This is a genomic window from Alteromonas algae (assembly GCF_049117195.1).
GTDB lineage: Bacteria > Pseudomonadota > Gammaproteobacteria > Enterobacterales > Alteromonadaceae > Alteromonas.
On record NZ_CP185260.1, the window covers coordinates 2656896 to 2672246 of the forward strand.

The window sequence follows — 15351 nt, forward strand, 5'->3', positions numbered from 1 at the left end:
GATGCGAGAGCAAAGTTCAATCAAAACTTATAAAAGTGCATTAATTCATTGCAATGCCCTGCTCACCAATACCATTATCGATTTTCACTTTAATGGCAATACTTAGTTGCTAAATCAGTGTCAAAGGATAGTATTCTTCGCCATATTGGCTAAATAAAACGCAAAAAAGGCCCTAATGGGCCTTTTTCTCAAATCACAATCTCTTACTCAGAGACCGCTTTCTTTTCGTTACTGTCGTAAATAAGTATTGGCTTTGACTCGCCACGAATGACCGTCTCATCAATAACAACCTTACTCACGTTCTCGGCAGACGGTAGGTCGTACATCGTATCAAGCAATACGGCTTCAACGATTGAACGTAAACCCCGTGCCCCTGTTTTACGCTGCATTGCTTTTTTAGCAATCGCATTTAATGCGTCGTCACGGAACTCAAGCTCTACATCTTCCATTGAGAACAACGCACCATACTGTTTAGTAATCGCGTTTTTCGGCTCTCGTAAGATTTGGATCAATGCGTCTTCGTTAAGTTCTTCCAAACTTGTAACGACAGGAAGACGACCGATGAATTCAGGAATAAGACCGTATTTTACTAAGTCTTCTGGTTCAACTTGCTTGAACAATTCACTGACAGCCGCAGAATTATCTTTTGACTTAACCGTTGCACCAAAGCCTATTCCAGTGTCTTTATGAGCACGCTGTTCAATGACTTTATCAAGCCCTGCGAACGCACCGCCACAAATAAACAGAATCTTTGAGGTATCAACTTGCAAGAATTCCTGCTGAGGATGCTTACGTCCACCTTGTGGTGGCACTGAAGCAACCGTACCTTCGATAAGCTTCAATAACGCTTGTTGTACACCCTCACCCGATACGTCTCGCGTAATCGATGGGTTATCTGACTTACGTGAAATTTTATCTATTTCATCAATGTAAACAATACCACGTTGCGCTTTCTCAACATCGTAGTCACATTTTTGAAGAAGCTTTTGAATGATGTTTTCTACGTCTTCACCGACATAACCGGCTTCAGTAAGCGTAGTGGCATCAGCCATCGTAAACGGAACGTCAAGTAGCCTTGCTAGCGTCTCAGCGAGCAACGTTTTACCGCTTCCTGTAGGGCCTATTAGCAAAATATTACTTTTGCCTAACTCGACACCATCTTTCACATCGCCATTACGAAGTCGTTTGTAGTGGTTATAGACCGCCACCGACAATACTTTTTTCGCATGTTCTTGGCCAATGACATAATCATTGAGATGCTCATGAATTTCCGCGGGTTTAGGTAACGCATCCTGCTTTTGCTTTGGCGCTATTTCCTTAATTTCTTCGCGAATGATATCGTTACATAGCTCAACACACTCGTCGCAAATAAATACAGACGGGCCTGCGATTAACTTTCTTACTTCATGCTGGCTTTTGCCGCAAAACGAGCAGTACAGCAACTTGTTGTCACCATCACCACTTTGCTTATCACTCATTACTCTTGCCTCTGCCTTGCCTGAACCAAGAACAACATCGTTCTTGGCACATGTTCAGGTCTACTATAACTATACTACTTAGTTCCGGCTACGTCAGATCGACTTGTCAAAACCTGATCGACTAAACCATAGTCTTTTGCTTCCGATGCACTTAAGAAGTTATCACGATCTGTGTCACGCGCAACCTTTTCATAGTCTTGCCCAGTATGGTCTGCCATTAAACGATTCAACTTCTCTTTAATAGACAGGATTTCTTTAGCATGAATTTCAAAGTCTGATGCTTGACCTTGGAAGCCGCCTAGCGGCTGGTGAATCATCACACGTGAGTTAGGCAAGCAGTAACGCTTACCTTTCGCACCAGCAGACAATAAGAATGCGCCCATGCTCGCTGCTTGACCCATGCACACAGTGCTTACGTCAGGTTTAATGAAATTCATTGTGTCGTATATTGCCATACCCGCGGTTACAGAGCCGCCTGGCGAATTAATGTATAAGAAAATGTCTTTCTCTGGGTTTTCTGCTTCTAAAAACAGCATTTGGGCAACAATGAGATTAGCCATATGGTCTTCAACTTGACCAACTAAGAAAATTACATTTTCTTTTAATAGGCGTGAATAGATGTCGTAAGAACGTTCACCTTTGGAAGTTTGTTCCACTACCATAGGGACGAGGGCATTCATAGGGTCAAACGGAGAATTAGTCATAGCTACCTTGATTATCTAGCGTTAAAAACAAAAATGCTCGGAAGGCTCCGAGCATTTAAGCAGTTGCTGACGTGTTAAGTCAATCAGACAATAAAAAATTACGCCTGTTTGTTCATAACCTCGTCAAAAGCTTTAGTTACTTCGGTAACTTTAGCCTGCTCAAGAACCCACTCGATAGCTTGTTCTTCAAGCGCAACGTTTTGCATTTGCTGCATAAGCTCTTGGTTGTTGTTGTAGTATTCTACTACTTCTTTTGGATCTTCGTACGCAGAAGCCGCCGTTTCGATCATCTCGTTCACTTTAGCATCGTCAGCTTTTAGCTCGTTCTGCTTAATGACTTCGCCAAGTAATAGACCGATTGCAACACGACGCTTAGCGTTGTCAGTAAACAAATCAGCAGGAAGCTCTGGAAGGTTTTGACCTCCACCTTGTTGGCTGAAACGCTGTTTAGCTTGTTCACGAAGCGCATTCACTTCTTGGTCAAGCAATGCTTTTGGAATATCAACTTCATTGGCTTCTACAAGCTTAGAAATAACGTCTTCTTTAAGCTGTGCTTTAAGCGTTTGGTCTAGCTCACGCTGCATGTTCTTGCGAACTTCAGCTTTAAGCGCGTCAACACCACCTTCTTCAACACCGAATAGTGTAGCAAACTCGTCGTCTACTTTAGGAAGTGCTTGGCCTTCAACTTTCTTCACTGTCGCTTGGAATACTGCGTCTTTACCTTTAAGGTTTTCTGCATGGTAATCTTCTGGGAACGTTACTTCAATAGTAACTTCCTCACCCGCTTTCGCACCAACAAGTGGTTTTTCGAAACCAGGGATCATACGGTTTTGACCTAGCTCTAATGAAAAGTCTTCTGCTTTACCGCCTTCAAACTCTTCGCCGTCAACCGAGCCAACGAAGTCGATAATTACTTTATCGTCTTTCTTCGCTTTACGCTTAACTTCTTTCCACGTAGCGTGCTGCTTTTGAAGGGTTTCCATCATTGTGTCAAGATCGGCGTCAGTAATTTCTACTGTTGGCTTTTCGATCTCAAGGTCATTGATGCCTTTCACTTCAACTTCTGGATAAACTTCAAAAGAAGCAACGAATTCAAGATCTTGTCCGTCTTCGTCTTTCGTAAGTTCAAACTGAGGCATGCCAGCAGGCTGGATTTTTTCTTGAATAACCGCTTGGTAGAAGTTTTGCTGCATAACGTCGCCAGCAACTTCTTGACGAACTGCTTGGCCAAAGCGCTTTTTGATTACGCTTACTGGTACTTTACCAGGACGGAAGCCATTAATACGCTGCGTTTTCGCCAATTGTTGTAGGCGTGATTTAACTGCTGAATCAACCGTATCAGATGGAACGGTGATAGTAAGACGGCGTTCTAAACCCTGGGTCGTCTCGACTGAAACTTGCATTATGTTACCTCAACTGTACGCCTCTTTAGGCGCTTTGTTCACAATCCCCTCACCCGCCGAGCCAATTAAAGGCAAATCATACCGGGTTAGAGGTCGTTTCCGACGTTTGCACTTCCAAGCCACGACCGAATAAAACATGCCGTAAATTAAACTTGAAACAAACGCACTGGTTAAAAAAAGACGCCGTAGTATACAGCCGCTAACAGTAAGAGTCGAGAGAGAAACGCAAGTTTATAACGCGCTTTTGACGCATTAATGAGCGATTAGAACAAATAACGGTATTTTGAACAAAATAAGAGGATAAATGGTCGGTGAGACAGGATTTGAACCTGCGACCCCTTGTACCCAAAACAAGTGCGCTACCAAGCTGCGCCACTCACCGACTGGAATCATTGAAATGATCAGCTTTATCAAAAAGCTTAAAGTATGGTGCGGAAGGAGAGACTTGAACTCTCACGCCGTGAAGCACTGGAACCTAAATCCAGCGTGTCTACCAATTCCACCACTCCCGCGAAAAAGTGGGGTGGACGATGGGACTTGAACCCACGACAACCGGAATCACAATCCGGGGCTCTACCAACTGAGCTACGCCCACCACTGAGGTGTTGCAAAAGCATACATGAGAATTGTACCATGATGCTACTAAAATTCATCGTCCATTGTCAGGTCCTACCTGACTCGCATGGCGCGCCCGGCAGGATTCGAACCTGCGACCCACGGCTTAGAAGGCCGTTGCTCTATCCAGCTGAGCTACGGGCGCTCGACGAATCTTTGCATTGCAAAAAAATGGTCGGTGAGACAGGATTTGAACCTGCGACCCCTTGTACCCAAAACAAGTGCGCTACCAAGCTGCGCCACTCACCGACTGTGTAATGACTTTGAAGCGTTTTGCCTCACTGCCTTTACGGGGTGCGAATATTACTGACTTGCCCCCACCTCGTCAAACACTTTTTTAAATAAAAACACCAACCGCTCACAAAGCGCGCACAATAGTGTTTTTTTAACCAAAACGTATGCATTTTAAACAGCTTTTGCACCTTTAAGGTGTTATTCAGTTATGAGTTACCAAGCGCTTTTTTCTATTTAACGGTAAAAACGTATGCTCATTCCTCGTCATCGCCCTTTTATATCACCTTCAAACGTATTCATTGCATAGCGTTTTTTTTCATTCCGCTGCTGGTTTTATCAAAAAAGTCACTTATTCATAATAAGCGGCCCCTATAAAAAGAAAAATGCTAGTTACTCGATATACTTTTGTGAAACAATAATACGCACTTGTTGATTACTGAATGTATACCAATTTATGACCGCCCATCTAATAGACGGCAAGCTCATTGCCAAACAAGTTCGCCAGCACGTAACCTCTTACGTTGATTCCCTTATTAAAGCCAAAAAAAGACAACCAGGGCTTGCTGTTGTCTTAGTAGGCAGTGATGCTGCTTCTCAGGTTTATGTCGCTAATAAGCGCAAAGCCTGCGATGAAGTCGGGTTTATCTCTCGTTCTTTTGACTTACCAGCCGACACCACCGAAGAAACACTGCTGGAATTGGTCGATGACCTTAATAATGATAAAGAGATAGACGGCATACTCGTGCAATTACCGCTACCGGCGGGCTTAAATGCAGAAAAAGTCTTAGAGCGTATTCACCCGCACAAAGATGTAGACGGTTTTCACCCTTACAACATTGGACGTCTCGCACAGCGCATACCTGCCCTACGCCCATGTACACCTAAGGGCATCATGACGATGGTAGAGTCAACCAAACGCCCTGTTAAGGGTTTAGATGCTGTGATTGTTGGTGCTTCCAATATTGTTGGTAGGCCAATGAGCTTAGAGTTACTGCTAGCAGGATGTACAGTGACTACATGTCATAAATTTACGCAAAATTTAAAAAGTCACGTGCAGCGCGCCGACTTGCTGGTTGTAGCGGTGGGTAAGCCAAACTTTATTCCCGGTGATTGGATAAAGCCTGGTGCAATTGTTATTGATGTGGGTATTAACCGTGTTAACGATGGCTCACTGGTTGGTGACGTTGACTTTGAAAAAGCCCAAGCGCGTGCGGGATGGATTACCCCCGTTCCTGGTGGGGTTGGTCCAATGACCGTAGCAAGTCTCATTGAAAACACGCTTGAAGCGTACGTTAAATACCACTCTTAATTAACACAGCCGCCACATCATGCTGGCGGCTCATAAGGTTACCGTGACAACATCTCACTATATCGACGCGACTATGCAATGGGTAGACGACGTTGTGATAACACATAACTTCTGCCCTTTTGCGCGGTTTGTTAGAACGCCAAATCAAATTCGCTGTGTCGAGGTTAATGGTGACACAGGGGATGCAGTAATGCGCCTTTATGATGAGTGTGTCAAACTCGATAGCAATAACGATATTGCCACTACGCTCGTTATACTTACACATTCTCACTTTACCCAGTTTGATAACTATCTCGATGCATTAGCTATCGCCGAGCGTATGATGGCTGATTGGGGATATGCTGGAACATATCAATTAGCGAGCTTTCATCCTGAATATCGCTTTGATGGTGAACCTCAGCACAGTGCTTCACACTATACCAACCGGTCACCTTATCCTATGTTCCACTTAATAAGAGAAGATGATATTACCCGGTATATGCCCAATGAAGATGACGCTGAAGCTATTTACACCAACAACATGAAGAAAGCAGAGGAATTAGGCTGCCCCTACTTCAACGCGACGCTAACGCAGATTAAAGAAAAGCATAAACAAGGCCTTTGATAATTGTATGGCCGATAAACCTAAACAACGTGCACACTAATGACCACCTTACAGGCTCAGATTGATACCATTGGGGTTATCTCAACGCCATTTCGTCAAAAATTTGCCATTCCCCGCCAACCTAATTTGGCCGACGCTGAGGGCATTATCACCCCTACTGACGCGTACAATAGTATAGATATGGTGAGAGGGTTAGAGGGGTTTAGTCATCTTTGGCTACTATTCTTATTTCATGAAAATATATCCCGAGGGTGGAAACCGTTAGTAAAAGCCCCACGATTAGGTGGAAACGCCAAAACAGGCGTATTGGCCACCCGTAGCACGCACCGGCCAAATAATATTGGTATGTCGGTTGTAAAAAACCAAGGGGTTCAAAAGGTGGGGAATAGTTGGCAACTTAACGTGAGTGGCGTTGACTTACTCGACAGTACACCAATTATCGACATTAAACCCTACCTTCCCTACGCTGACATTATTCAAACGGCGAGTGACACGCTTACCAAAGCCGCACCGATACCACAGCGTGCGGTTGCGTTTACTCCACAGGCCCAAGCCGACTGTATGCGTGTGCAGACTACGCATCCCGATCTTTATTCGTTAATCATACAGCTATTAGCGCAAGACCCCCGCCCCGCTTATCGACATAACCTTGAAACCGACGACAAAGTATATTGTGTTCAACTTTACGAATTTGATGTCCGCTTTGTTATTGAGAATGGCACGGTAGTCGTAAAAGCCATTGATATATTGAAAGCGCCCTGACCATTTAAGCATGCGCTATGCTTAATAAGCGGATAAGTTACGATAAAACGCACGCAGTTGTAGCACAATTGGGTACAGTTAATTAGAATACCGGCATTATTAGATTTCATTAAAACAGGAAGACTGCAATTCATGCGCACTAGTCAATATTTGCTCGCTACGCAGAAAGAAACTCCGGCAGATGCTGAGGTAACCAGCCACCAGCTAATGCTTAGAGCGGGAATGATTCGAAAGCTCGCTTCTGGCCTTTATACCTGGCTACCTACTGGCCTGCGTGTACTTAATAAAGTAGCGAATATTGTCCGTGAAGAGATGAATAAAGCCGGCGCTATTGAAGTGCTTATGCCTGTTGTTCAGCCCGCGGATCTCTGGCAGGAATCTGGACGTTGGGATGAATACGGCCCTGAACTTTTACGCGTGAAAGACCGCCATCAACGAGACTTCGTGCTGGGTCCAACACATGAAGAAGTCATTACAGCCTTGGTTAGAAATGACATTAGCAGCTATAAACAACTGCCGATAAACCTGTATCAAATTCAAACAAAATTCCGTGACGAAGTTCGCCCTCGCTTTGGTATTATGCGTGGTCGTGAATTTACTATGAAAGATGCGTACAGTTTCCATTTAGACGATGCGTGTTTAGATAAAACATATCAAACCATGTACGACGCCTACTGCAATATTTTCTCTCGCATGGAGCTTGATTTTAGACCGGTAATTGCAGATTCAGGTGCAATTGGCGGTAATCACTCTCATGAGTTTCATGTACTTGCCGAGTCTGGCGAAGATGCAATTGCATTTTCAAGCGACAGTGATTTTGCCGCCAACGTAGAAATGGCGACGGCCGTTGCGCCGCAAAAAGCAACAGCGTCCGGCGCTGCGCAAGAGACAAAAGATGCGAAAGGTAAAGATTTCGCTGCTATTTTAAAAAGTGTCGACAGTAGTGCCCAGCACGCGGTTAAGGTCACACTAGTTAAAGCTGCAAACAAAACCGACAGTAAAGGCAATGTCATCGAGTCAAATGACTGGATTGCGCTAATATTGCGCGCCGACCATGAACTCAACGATATCAAAGCCGAAAAGGTTGATGGTGTTGCTGCGCCACTTGTCGAAGCATCGTTCGAACAGGCGAAAGACATTCTTGGTGTATCACCGTTTTTTGCTGATGCCACAAACCTCCCTGTACCATCAGTTGTTGACGCCAGTGCTGCAGCACTTGCAGATTTTACTACTGGTGCGGGAATTGGCGGCAAAGTTATCGTTAACGCAAATTGGCAAGACGACATAACAGGTGTTGATATCCGAAACGTTGTCGCCGGTGATGTGTCTCCTGACGGTAAAGGCACACTGGATATCAAGCGCGGTATTGAAGTAGGCCATATTTTTCAGCTTGGTAGCAAATACTCAGACGCGATGAACTGTGGTGTATTAACTGAAACGGGTAAACACCAAACATTAACAATGGGCTGCTACGGCATTGGTGTATCGCGCATCGTAGCGGCGGCTATTGAACAGAACCATGATAAATTTGGGATTAAGTGGCCTGCACCTATTGCCCCATTTAGCGTTGCTCTTATTCCTATGAACATGCATAAGTCTCATAGAATTAAAGAAGCTGCTGAGGCACTTTATGAAACGCTTATTGGCTTGGGCATCGATGTACTGTTTGACGACAGAAAAGAGCGCCCGGGGGTAATGTTCAACGATATGGAGCTTATTGGTATTCCACACAGCATCGTTATTGGTGAGCGCAATTTAGATAACCGCCAAATTGAATATAAAAATCGCGCAACGGGTGAGAAACAGTTGCTAGATATTGATACGGCAAGTGATTTTATTGCTAACCTATAAATTAGCAATAACACACTAAATGGAGGACGTATGCAGTTAACTTTTTACGGCGTTAGAGGCTCTATTCCCACTCCGGGCCAAGAGTTTGTGCGCTATGGTGGAAATACTGCATGCGTTCATATTGAACTAGAAGACGGAACAGATATAGTTTTAGATGCGGGTACGGGCATTAGGCGTTTGGGAAACCAACTTATCAAAAAAAATACGCCTATTCATTTACTGCTTAGCCACAATCATTGGGACCACATTCAAGGGTTCCCATTCTTTGTACCTATCTTTCAAAAAGACCGCGACATTTATATTTACCCTGGGCAGACCACACTGCCAGAGTACGATCAAATTTTAAACCAGATGAATGGCAGTGTTTTTCCTGTACCGGCCAGCGCATTAACGGCAAATATTCAACTTACGGTACTGCCTGCTGAACAACACACATGGGAAATAGGCACGGCAACCATCCGTAGACTGCCCATGAACCATCCGGGTAAAGGCAGCGCTTATACTATTGAGGCTGATGGGCAGAAAGTCGCTTATATTACAGACAACGAACTTTACCCCCCTTATAAAAAAGAAACGGATTTTCTGACATTTGTTGAGTTTGCTCGTGATGCCAATGTGATTATTCATGATGCTCAATACATGATGTCAGATATGCCGAAAAAATCGGGCTGGGGGCACTCTGTGGCAGAAGAAGCCGTTAAGCTTGCGATGGCATGCAATGCAAAATGTCTAGCGTTATACAGCCACGACCCAGACAGAACCGATGATGATATTGATCACGTTATCGATCACTGCAATCAGTACGTAACGATTGCGGAATCCCCCCTTGAAGTTATTGGTTCAATGGAAGGACAAACCCTCACTTTTTCTAACCCTTAATTATTTTTATTGCTTGTTAACCTCACATGGAGAGCACTGGTGCCTGTGTTAAAACGAATTTTATTAATAGCAGCATTTTGCTGTGCGGCAACGAATGCCGTTGCACAAGAAACATCACTACCCAAGCAGCAACAGTCAGCGCAAACAGATGACGTACAGCAAGCTACCGAAAAAGAGGATACTGACACACTTCTCGATATTGAAGTTATCGATATCGTCAAACGAGATACCACCACAGAAAGTGCACTTGATGAGCGCCTAGAAGGCGACAAAGAAGCAATTGATAACGTTTACGCAATGACGCAGCACCGTCAAAACTATATCTTACCTATTACTTACGTAACGAACCCGAATTCAGAAGGCAATAGCGAGCTGACTGAAAACAATGTTGATAAAAAAGAAGCCAAGTTTCAAATTAGTGTTAAGTATCCATTGTATCTAGAAGACATTGGATTTGATGGGGTGTATTTCGGGTTCACGTTTACGTCGTTTTGGCAACTGTACAATAGTGAAGTATCGAAGCCATTTCGAGAAACCAATTATGAGCCTGAAGTTTTTTGGCAAGAGACGGCTGATATTTCAGTGCTCGGGTATAAATTTAATACACTGCAAGTAGGCTTTAACCACATGTCCAATGGCCAAAGCGGCCTTCAGTCTCGCAGCTGGAACCGGCTTTTTGCGTCTCTGGTGTTCAGTGATAACGACGATATCTATTATATCAAAACGTGGTACCGCATACCGGAAGACGAAAAAACGGATCCTCTTGATGCTACAGGAGATGATAACCCAGATATTGAAGATTTTTACGGCCGTGCAGAATTTGGTTACGGACGAAAAATTGGTAACGTGAAATTATTCGCCTTAGTAAGAAACAACCTATCATTCGATGATAACCGAGGTAGTATCCAAGTAGACCTTACCTACCCACTCACCAGCCGATATGACATTATGTTTCAATACTTTAATGGATATGGCGATTCGCTCATCGATTACAACCGCTCGCAAGAACGGATTGGGGTAGGTTTTCAATTACGCTTCTTGTAACTGGGCGAGGCCTATAGAAGCCGCTACAGGCCCAATATACCTGAAAACGAGGCAGTGTAATCAGAAGCATATAGCGACGACCACACTGTCTTGCTAATACACACCCGCGGCACGATAGAGCTGCAAGTGCACGTTAACCAGCGCATCAATATCGCGTTGATATCCACCACCTATTACCCCTGCAATGGGTAAACCTTTAGACTCTGCGACCTCAAACACCATGCAGTCTCGTTGATACACCCCTTCGGTAGTGATGTTTAAAAGGCCTAAGTCATCATTTTGATGCACATCCACACCAGCATCATAAATAATAGCGTCTGGGCTAAACATCTTAAATGCCACAGACAGCGCTTCTTCTAAAGCCTGTAAGTACTCATCATCGCCTGCACCTTTTGGTAAACCGATATCGATATCTGACACCTGCTTTCGATGAGGAAAGTTCTTCTCGCCATGAATAGAAAGCGTAAAAATCGTTCTATCGTTCTCGCATAACTTAGCCGTACCATCACCTTGATGGACATCTAAGTCAATAATCATCACGTTGTCTACTCTCGCATCTTCCTGCATTGCTTTTGCCGCAAGATACAAATCGTTAAATAGGCAAAAACCTGAACCGAAATCAGCGAATGCATGGTGGTAACCGCCGGTTAAATTCAGCGCTTTTCCATGCTCAAGTGCAAGCTGAGCGGTCAGTGTCGTACCAAAGACCGCCGTTAAACTTCTATCAATGAGCTGCTTCGACCAAGGAAAACCAATTCTGCGCATGGCTTTGGGATTAAGTTCACCGCTAATCAGGTCATGGACATATTGTTTGTCAAAATACGTGTCTAAGACGTTTCTACTGATAGGGGTCGGCGCATAAAACGATGCGTTGGGGATACCTTTTGCTCGCAACGCTTCGCGGATCCCCTGATACTTTTGAATAGGAAAGCGGTGACGTTCAGGCAAATCAAGCTGACTATAAATGGGATGAAAAACAAGTGGTATGGACATAATTCCTTTTCAGACGGTTAACCATCTGACGATAGTAAGGTAAAAACAAAAAAAGCGGAGCAAACGCCCCGCCTATTCATACTGATGAGGCGGTATTAACGGGTCAAACTGTTTACCACTTTTTCAACGTTATCAGACATGCTTCGCATAGAACGAGACATATCATCACGTTGTGCTAGCTCATGGTAACGCTCCGACGAACGAACAACGTTACCAATGATATCTTCAACTTCAGCCAGCACGACTTCTTGCTCATCGGCTGCGTCGTTAAGCGCCACTACCGCTTTTGCTGTTTCTTTAATATCATTAACCACTTCATTCAATGTGGCAAGTGCGGTTGAGGCTTCAGCGGCATTGCTGTCAGACAAGGCTTTACCTGTCTTCATTGCCGAAACCGCCGTCTTCGCCTCGGCTTCAAAGCTACTTAGTATGTCATTTATTTCTTTGGTCGATTGCTGTGTTTTTGCTGCAAGTGCGCGCACTTCATCAGCAACAACCGCAAAACCTCTGCCATGCTCCCCTGCCCTTGCCGCTTCAATGGCAGCGTTTAGCGCAAGTAAATTCGTTTGATCGGCAATTTCATTAATGACGTTAACTACTTTCAAAATATTAGTACTTCTGCTTTGAAGGTCGCTCACAATATTGCTTGAATCTGTAACCGTCGTGGCAAGTTGAATAAACCCTTTATTCGCGTTTTCAAACGTAACGTAACAACTCTCTACGTTCTTTTCAGAGTTATTGGTTGCCACTGCAACTTGGTCAGTAATAGCCACTAGGCTTTGAACAATCTCTTTAAGTTTATCGGTGCTATTGTCCAACGCTTGCGAGGTACCCCGTTGCTCTACCGCTCCATTCATTATTGAAGACCCCACATCACCTAAAGCGCGATATGCGTTTTCCATTTCTTGCTCGGCATCTCTTAACTGTTGCACAGAATTATTTAATTTATTCTGTAACTGTCGCGCCGAATCAGCAAGCACACCTAATTCGTGATTGCTGGTATACGTAAGTGGGTAATCGTATTGGCATGACGCTAAATTCGAGATACAGGAAGCAATATGCTTGGTAGGCCTAATCACCTGACTGCGTAACCTTGCGGTAACGTAAAAAATAGCCAGTAACGTTAAAGCGATGGCGGCACTAATAATTAGCCACAAGGTGTTACGTGTTGTCGATTTTAACTCGACTAAAGCTGTTTCAGCTTGTTCAGCAATATCTACCGCAACATTAGAAAGCAGCTTTGCGGGCTCCCTGTCGATGCCTCTTACAAAACTATCGCCAACACTCGGGTCGTAATTCGCATTAATAAACGCCTGATACCCTTCCCTGTACTTCTGTGCCATCACATCGTGCGCTTTTAAAAACAGTCGAATATCATCTTTGGCTTTGTTGCTAATCGCAGGGTTCAACAGCATTGCCGTAAACTGCTTAGTAATTTCGGCTTCACGAGCCTTAAAGCGATCCCAATATTTATTTCTGTCTTTATCGTTGCTGCCACGAAGCAACACGTTCTTCCATTCTTGTACCTGTGTTTTAAAGGTACTAAGTACATGATTTACATCGCGCTCGGCTTGTACGAGGGTACTATCGACCTCATCAAAAGCATTAAGCAGAGAGAAAGACTTGGAAATCGACGCGCCGTTCAGCAAAACTAAAATAAAGAAACTGGCGAGGATAGGCGTCATCACTAAACGACTGATACTGGTGTAATTGAACACAGGCAGAAGACCTTTTGCGTTGCGAAAATGTTGTCACATACATTACAGGTTATTTTTATGACACAAACATGACAATAGAAGCATAAAGTAATAGAGACTTACCGATTACCTAATGCCCTATTTAATATAGGCTGAGATATAGCAATAAAAAAGAGCCTTTCGGCTCTTTTTTGATTTTTACTCCCACTCTATCGTGGCAGGCGGCTTTCCTGAGATGTCGTACACTACCCTAGAGATTCCATCGATCTCATTAATAATGCGATTCGACACCTTACCTAAGAAGTCATACGGTAAATGTGCCCAATGTGCTGTCATGAAATCGACCGTTTCTACCGCTCGTAAACTCACAACCCAATCATATTTTCGTGCATCACCCATAACGCCCACAGAACGTACCGGTAAGAATACCGTAAACGCTTGGCTTACTTTTTGATACAAGTCGGCATTATGTAGCTCTTCTATGAAAATGGCGTCGGCGCGACGAAGCAAGTCACAGTACTCTTTCTTAATTTCACCTAATACTCGCACACCTAAACCAGGTCCAGGGAAAGGATGGCGATAAAGCATGTCATAAGGTAAACCAAGCTCTAGACCTATCTTGCGCACTTCATCTTTGAAAAGTTCACGTAGCGGTTCTACCAGACCAAGCGCCATGTCTTCTGGCAATCCACCCACGTTGTGGTGTGATTTGATTACGTGTGCTTTGCCGGTTGCAGAGCCCGCCGATTCAATTACATCAGGGTATATCGTACCTTGTGCTAACCATTTAGCATTGGCTAATTTGCCCGCTTCTTCATCGAAAACTCTAACAAATTCATTACCAATGGCTTTGCGCTTAAGCTCTGGGTCTTCAACGCCTTTTAAGCGGTCTAAAAAACGCTCTTCTGCGTCAATACGAATAATATTTAGCCCGAAGTGATCGCCAAACATCTCCATCACCTGGTCGGCTTCGTTAAGACGCAACAAGCCGTTATCGACGAATACGCAAGTGAGGTTTTTACCAATTGCACGATGAAGCAACATCGCCGTTACCGACGAATCTACGCCGCCTGATAAACCAAGAATAACCTCATCATCACCCACTTGGGTTTTAATACGCGCAATGGCATCTTCAATGATTGCGCCTGCCGTCCATAATTTTTCACACTTACATACATCCATAACGAAATGCGTAAGCAGACGCATGCCTTGACGGGTGTGCGTTACCTCGGGGTGAAATTGCACACCGTAAAATTGCTTTTCTTCGTTATACATAGCAGCATGTGGGCACGATGGCGTCTTGGCGACGGTTTCAAAACCTTCAGGGATGGTCGATACCTTATCACCATGACTCATCCACACATCAAGAAGCGCATTGCCGTTGTCGCTAATGGCATCTTCAATTTTATCAAGCAACGGGCTTGGTTTTACCACCTCAACTTGCGCATAACCAAACTCACGCTTATCTGAGCCCAATACACTGCCACCAAGTTGCTGTGCCATGGTTTGCATGCCGTAGCACACACCTAATACGGGTACGCCAGCATTAAACACATACTCAGGTGCACGTGGCGAACCGGCTTCGGTTACCGACTCAGGACCGCCAGATAAAATGATGCCCTGAGGATTAAATTCACGGATTTGTGCTTCGCTTACGTCCCAAGCCCAAAGTTCACAATAAACGCCGATTTCACGTACGCGACGCGCAATAAGCTGTGTGTACTGCGAGCCAAAATCCAAAATAAGTATTCGTTGGTCGTGGATATTTGTGGTCATGT

General features: G+C 44.3%; 12 protein-coding genes and 5 tRNA genes. 6 read left to right on the forward strand and 11 right to left on the reverse strand.

Going from position 1 to position 15351, the window contains the following annotated elements:
* Window positions 1–203: 203 nt before the first annotated feature.
* From clpX to ACOJRU_RS12000, 8 genes are all read right to left on the reverse strand, one after another.
* Entirely contained in the window at window positions 204–1478 is a 1275-nt protein-coding gene (clpX, locus tag ACOJRU_RS11965; protein WP_421131974.1) for an ATP-dependent protease ATP-binding subunit ClpX, read from the reverse strand.
* A gap of 74 nt (window positions 1479–1552) precedes the next feature.
* On the reverse strand, window positions 1553–2182 hold the full coding sequence (gene clpP / locus ACOJRU_RS11970) for an ATP-dependent Clp endopeptidase proteolytic subunit ClpP (RefSeq protein ID WP_421131975.1): 630 nt from the start codon (window positions 2180–2182) through the stop codon (window positions 1553–1555).
* Window positions 2183–2280: 98 nt separating this feature from the next.
* Window positions 2281–3585 (reverse strand): trigger factor, encoded by a 1305-nt coding sequence (gene tig / locus ACOJRU_RS11975; RefSeq protein ID WP_421131976.1) that lies wholly within the window; start codon window positions 3583–3585, stop codon window positions 2281–2283.
* Between the two features lie 305 nt (window positions 3586–3890).
* Window positions 3891–3967 (reverse strand) — tRNA-Pro (locus tag ACOJRU_RS11980).
* Window positions 3968–4012: 45 nt separating this feature from the next.
* Window positions 4013–4097 (reverse strand) — tRNA-Leu (locus ACOJRU_RS11985).
* Between the two features lie 7 nt (window positions 4098–4104).
* Window positions 4105–4180 (reverse strand) — tRNA-His (locus ACOJRU_RS11990).
* An 88-nt stretch (window positions 4181–4268) separates the two neighbouring features.
* Window positions 4269–4345 (reverse strand) — tRNA-Arg (locus ACOJRU_RS11995).
* Window positions 4346–4372: 27 nt separating this feature from the next.
* Window positions 4373–4449 (reverse strand) — tRNA-Pro (locus ACOJRU_RS12000).
* A gap of 439 nt (window positions 4450–4888) precedes the next feature.
* Here ACOJRU_RS12000 and folD point away from each other — a divergent pair.
* From folD to ACOJRU_RS12030, 6 genes are all read left to right on the forward strand, one after another.
* A complete protein-coding gene (gene folD, locus ACOJRU_RS12005) occupies window positions 4889–5743 on the forward strand; it encodes a bifunctional methylenetetrahydrofolate dehydrogenase/methenyltetrahydrofolate cyclohydrolase FolD (RefSeq protein ID WP_421131977.1) in 855 nt (284 codons plus the stop codon).
* Window positions 5744–5786: 43 nt separating this feature from the next.
* Complete coding sequence (locus ACOJRU_RS12010) at window positions 5787–6347, forward strand: DUF1415 domain-containing protein (RefSeq protein ID WP_421131978.1); 561 nt, start codon at window positions 5787–5789, stop codon at window positions 6345–6347.
* A 39-nt stretch (window positions 6348–6386) separates the two neighbouring features.
* Complete coding sequence (gene tsaA / locus ACOJRU_RS12015) at window positions 6387–7109, forward strand: tRNA (N6-threonylcarbamoyladenosine(37)-N6)-methyltransferase TrmO (protein WP_421131979.1); 723 nt, start codon at window positions 6387–6389, stop codon at window positions 7107–7109.
* Window positions 7110–7241: 132 nt separating this feature from the next.
* Window positions 7242–8960 (forward strand): proline--tRNA ligase, encoded by a 1719-nt coding sequence (locus ACOJRU_RS12020; protein ID WP_421131980.1) that lies wholly within the window; start codon window positions 7242–7244, stop codon window positions 8958–8960.
* 30 nt (window positions 8961–8990) lie between these two features.
* The gene (locus tag ACOJRU_RS12025) at window positions 8991–9839 is read left to right on the forward strand and encodes an MBL fold metallo-hydrolase (protein ID WP_421131981.1); all 849 of its coding nucleotides are present in this window, start codon (window positions 8991–8993) and stop codon (window positions 9837–9839) included.
* 39 nt (window positions 9840–9878) lie between these two features.
* Window positions 9879–10883: a phospholipase A gene (locus tag ACOJRU_RS12030; protein WP_421131982.1), complete on the forward strand. Its 1005-nt coding sequence runs from the start codon at window positions 9879–9881 to the stop codon at window positions 10881–10883.
* A 93-nt stretch (window positions 10884–10976) separates the two neighbouring features.
* On the opposite strand, the gene ACOJRU_RS12035 is transcribed toward ACOJRU_RS12030, so the two are convergent.
* The 3 genes from ACOJRU_RS12035 to guaA all read right to left on the reverse strand — a co-directional run bounded on the left by ACOJRU_RS12035 (window position 10977) and on the right by guaA (window position 15349).
* Window positions 10977–11876 (reverse strand): histone deacetylase, encoded by a 900-nt coding sequence (locus ACOJRU_RS12035; protein WP_421131983.1) that lies wholly within the window; start codon window positions 11874–11876, stop codon window positions 10977–10979.
* A 95-nt stretch (window positions 11877–11971) separates the two neighbouring features.
* Window positions 11972–13594 (reverse strand): methyl-accepting chemotaxis protein, encoded by a 1623-nt coding sequence (locus tag ACOJRU_RS12040; protein ID WP_421131984.1) that lies wholly within the window; start codon window positions 13592–13594, stop codon window positions 11972–11974.
* 177 nt (window positions 13595–13771) lie between these two features.
* A complete protein-coding gene (gene guaA, locus ACOJRU_RS12045) occupies window positions 13772–15349 on the reverse strand; it encodes a glutamine-hydrolyzing GMP synthase (protein ID WP_421131985.1) in 1578 nt (525 codons plus the stop codon).
* Between the last annotated feature and the right edge of the window lie 2 nt (window positions 15350–15351).